This is a genomic window from Marinomonas algarum (assembly GCF_020532605.1).
GTDB classification, from domain to species: Bacteria; Pseudomonadota; Gammaproteobacteria; order Pseudomonadales; family Marinomonadaceae; genus Marinomonas; species Marinomonas algarum.
On record NZ_JAJATW010000050.1, the window covers coordinates 1 to 3341 of the forward strand.

Consider the following 3341-nt stretch of genomic DNA (forward strand, 5'->3'; position numbering starts at 1 on the left):
CCACAAATGAGAGTCACATTGAGTTGAGCAGAAGTGGTAAACATAAGTCTTTTATTCCTATGAAAGAAAACAAAAGACTTTATGGTTTTTAACAAGGATTAAAACGTGTGGTTTAGCTGACGCTTACTTTTAGACTGTTCGAGTTTGAAGGTGCGCATGGAAAAAAGTCACTGTCTGGGTGAACGAAAAGCAGTGGTCATTTTACTGCTTCAGGCCGTATGATTACAGCTCTGCAGGGGTGTGAGAGGGGTTTTAAGTCACGGAATCAGGAACCAATTAAGCTGACGAGGTGAGATTTGAATAGACAATTGTTCGTCATCAATACCAGGCCACTGAAAATGCCCTTTTTCGAGCCGCTTATAATGCAACCAGAAACCATTTGACGCCCATTGCAATATTTTGACTTTATCGCGCGCTCGACCGCAAAAGACAAAAATATGATCACTACAAGGCTCTTTTTTCAGATCATAGGCGACAATATTGCATAAACCGTCAATGGCTTTACGCATATCAGTTGGCCCACAAATGAGAGTCACATTGAGTTGAGCAGAAGTGGTAAACATAAGTCTTTTATTCCTATGAAAGAAAACAAAAGACTTTATGGTTTTTAACAAGGATTAAAACGTGTGGTTTAGCTGACGCTTACCTTGGGTCTGTGAGACCTAAAAAAGCTAAACCTGCACTCATCATGACGGCATGTCTAGCATTTTGAAGAAAAAGCATAATTAATAATGGCTTAATAGTTGGCCAGACATAATTTGACATAATATATAAATTATTGGCGCCAAAATGCCGTGCCGTTAAAATCGCATCAGATTGGATTACTCGTAAAATAGCCGATCTTAAAACTTTAAAATCATCAGGCCAACTGAGCACACTAATCAGTAAAATGACCGCGACTAGTCCTGGCTCTAATACTGCTGCCAACAGCATTAATGGCAATAAGGAGGGAATCAGTAAAAACACTTCAACAAACTTCTGAAGAAATCGGCTAACATAATACCGGCTAATGATACTGATAGAAGCCAATATAAAACCCATAATAATAGGCAGCAACCCACAAAACATTGCAATTAATAAAGTATTAGGCAAACCGGCAAGCAGTCTAAGGAAAACATCTTGGCCTAATATATCGGTTCCTAACCAATGGTCTAAAGAAGGTAAGGTCAGCATATCTGCTGTCATTTCAATATTAGGCCAGCCCATTACTGAAAGAGTGAAACCTAACAAGGTCAGCCCAGCTAGTACCCAAATAGAAATCATAATCACCCTCTCTCAGCAAGGGCCACACTAGCAAGATCCAGTGCAGTATTTAATATAAGAACACAGCCCCCCACAATAACTAAACAACCTTGTAACAAGGCATAATCTCTATTATTGATAGCATCGAGCATAAGGCTACCAGCGCCAGGGTAAGAGAAAATGATTTCAACAAATATCATTGAACTGATAATGCCAGGTAAGGTGCTGCTTAACTTGGACAAAACTTCTGGAATTATGTTGGGGAGATACCAAGAAAAATATAACCTAGTACCTCTTACTCCCCTCATTTTTGCAAAAAATATAAAAGGTCTTCTGGAGACTTGTTCTGATAAACCATAACTCAAATAAAAGTAACGAAGGCTTGCTTGAAAAGAAACCGCTATTAATGGTAGAAAACCATGCCATATTATATCAACCCATTGCGCTTCTCCGGTTATTCTCGCTTGCAGGCTCATGCCACCACCGTCACTTGGAAACCAATTTAGGTTAAAAGAAAATATGGTCAAAAGAATAAGTGCGATAACAAAGCTTGGTATACTGGATATCAGTGTCATTAATCCGAATAATATTTTAGATATTTTATTGTCACCATGGGAACCAGCCAATATGCCAAGAGATACCCCCATAATTAAGGAAATCGGTATAGATAAAACAACCAGCGCTAAAGTCCAAACTATAGCTTCAAAGACTAATGTGCTTACGGGTGATGCATGAATATAAGAATATCCGAAATCACCTTGTAATATCTTGGCACTCCAATCAAAGAACTGCCCCCAAACACTTTTATCTAATCCCAACTTTTGAGTTAAACTTTCTACAAAGACACTGTTGTCTCCTACATTTAAGTCATTATCTATCAGTAAATCAACTTGACTACCTGGAAGTAAATACAACATGAAAAATCTTAAGAAAAGCAAAGCTAAAAAAGCCAATGCATTGTCCAGCATTAGCTTTTTTAGTTTTGAATAGAAACTATCATTACTCATTGGGTGATTTTTCAAAAAAAACAGTCGTTTTATTCAACACCATGGGGATCCCCATAGCCACACCATTTTTCGTAAAACCGGCTTCTACCCTGTCACTTAAAGCGCTGTAGTTTATCGGGTTAATCAGGGGTAAAGAAGGGAGTTCACTGTTGTAGATTTTTTCTATATCTGCAAAAGTCAAGTTTATCTCAACAGTATCAGTGGATTGATCAATTTTTTTGAATAACAAAGGTAATGATTTGTTTTCAAAATACTGGTCTCCTCTGCCCTGATTACCCGTTAGCATCAGCCTAAATCTGTCAATATTGCCTTGATGACTCTGACTTACCAACGCCAAGTCATACTGTTTCTTTGATAAAGTATTTAGAAATGGCACAGCAGGTAATAAACGTACATCTACACTAAAACCAAAAGATTCCAGTTGCTTCGCCAACACTTTACTGACTAGCAAATAATCGGTGGAGGCTACTAAAGATAAGGTAATTGTCTCACCTTTATGATCTAGCCATTGACCAGATTTAGACTTCTCCCAACCTTGTGCCATAAGCAAGTTAGCCGCTTTTTCAGGATTGTATTCATACGAGTTAAGGCCAGATGATGGAAGGTCTTGTCTTAATCCTGGTCTAGCGACTGCAGCATGTCCTTGATAAGAAAGCTCAGACAAAGTGGTTTTATCTAAGGCATACGCTATTGCCTGTCGCGCATTAACACTAGAAAAGTAAGAAGAGCGCTCAAAAATCATCCGAATAGGATGATTTGAAGGTGCGCTTATCACCTTAACGCCATTTTCTTTGTAAAGGTCTACAAGGTTGTAAGGAATACTTGCAACATCGACATTACCCTTAAATATTTCTTGGCTGGTCATTTGTGGGGACAGCTTAGTAATAATGACATCTTGGTATTTTGGCGTACCCAGATACCAGTCGTCATTACGTACCAATGAATAGAAACCTTGCGCTTTGTCGGTAAGCGTCAGAGCATCACCACCTAGATAGATCGGACGTTCCATGGCAGCAGGTCATCAAGACTTTCGTTGGTCTGTCGTTTCGGTAATTCTTCGAAGAGTGTCACTAAGTAATCATACGGGATTAG

The 3341-nt window shown here is 38.9% G+C and carries 5 protein-coding genes; all 5 read right to left on the minus strand.

What is annotated here, in order from left to right; genetic code table 11:
• Positions 1–257 precede the first annotated feature (257 nt).
• The 5 genes from tnpB to LG368_RS15125 all read right to left on the minus strand — a co-directional run bounded on the left by tnpB (position 258) and on the right by LG368_RS15125 (position 3338).
• Positions 258–563 carry an IS66 family insertion sequence element accessory protein TnpB gene (tnpB, locus tag LG368_RS15105; protein ID WP_226755524.1) on the minus strand — a complete coding sequence of 102 codons (306 nt, stop codon included), beginning with the start codon at positions 561–563 and terminating at the stop codon, positions 258–260.
• 79 nt (positions 564–642) lie between these two features.
• Positions 643–1263, minus strand: coding sequence for an ABC transporter permease (locus LG368_RS15110; protein ID WP_226755525.1), 621 nt, complete (start codon positions 1261–1263; stop codon positions 643–645).
• Between the two features lie 2 nt (positions 1264–1265).
• Positions 1266–2249 carry an ABC transporter permease gene (locus LG368_RS15115; RefSeq protein WP_226755526.1) on the minus strand — a complete coding sequence of 328 codons (984 nt, stop codon included), beginning with the start codon at positions 2247–2249 and terminating at the stop codon, positions 1266–1268.
• Positions 2242–3189 (minus strand): ABC transporter substrate-binding protein, encoded by a 948-nt coding sequence (locus LG368_RS15120; RefSeq protein ID WP_264194079.1) that lies wholly within the window; start codon positions 3187–3189, stop codon positions 2242–2244. Before LG368_RS15120 ends, LG368_RS15115 begins: the two co-directional genes overlap by 8 nt.
• A 47-nt stretch (positions 3190–3236) precedes the next feature.
• Positions 3237–3338, minus strand: coding sequence for a transposase domain-containing protein (locus tag LG368_RS15125; RefSeq protein ID WP_338086327.1), 102 nt, complete (start codon positions 3336–3338; stop codon positions 3237–3239).
• Positions 3339–3341: the final 3 nt, after the last annotated feature.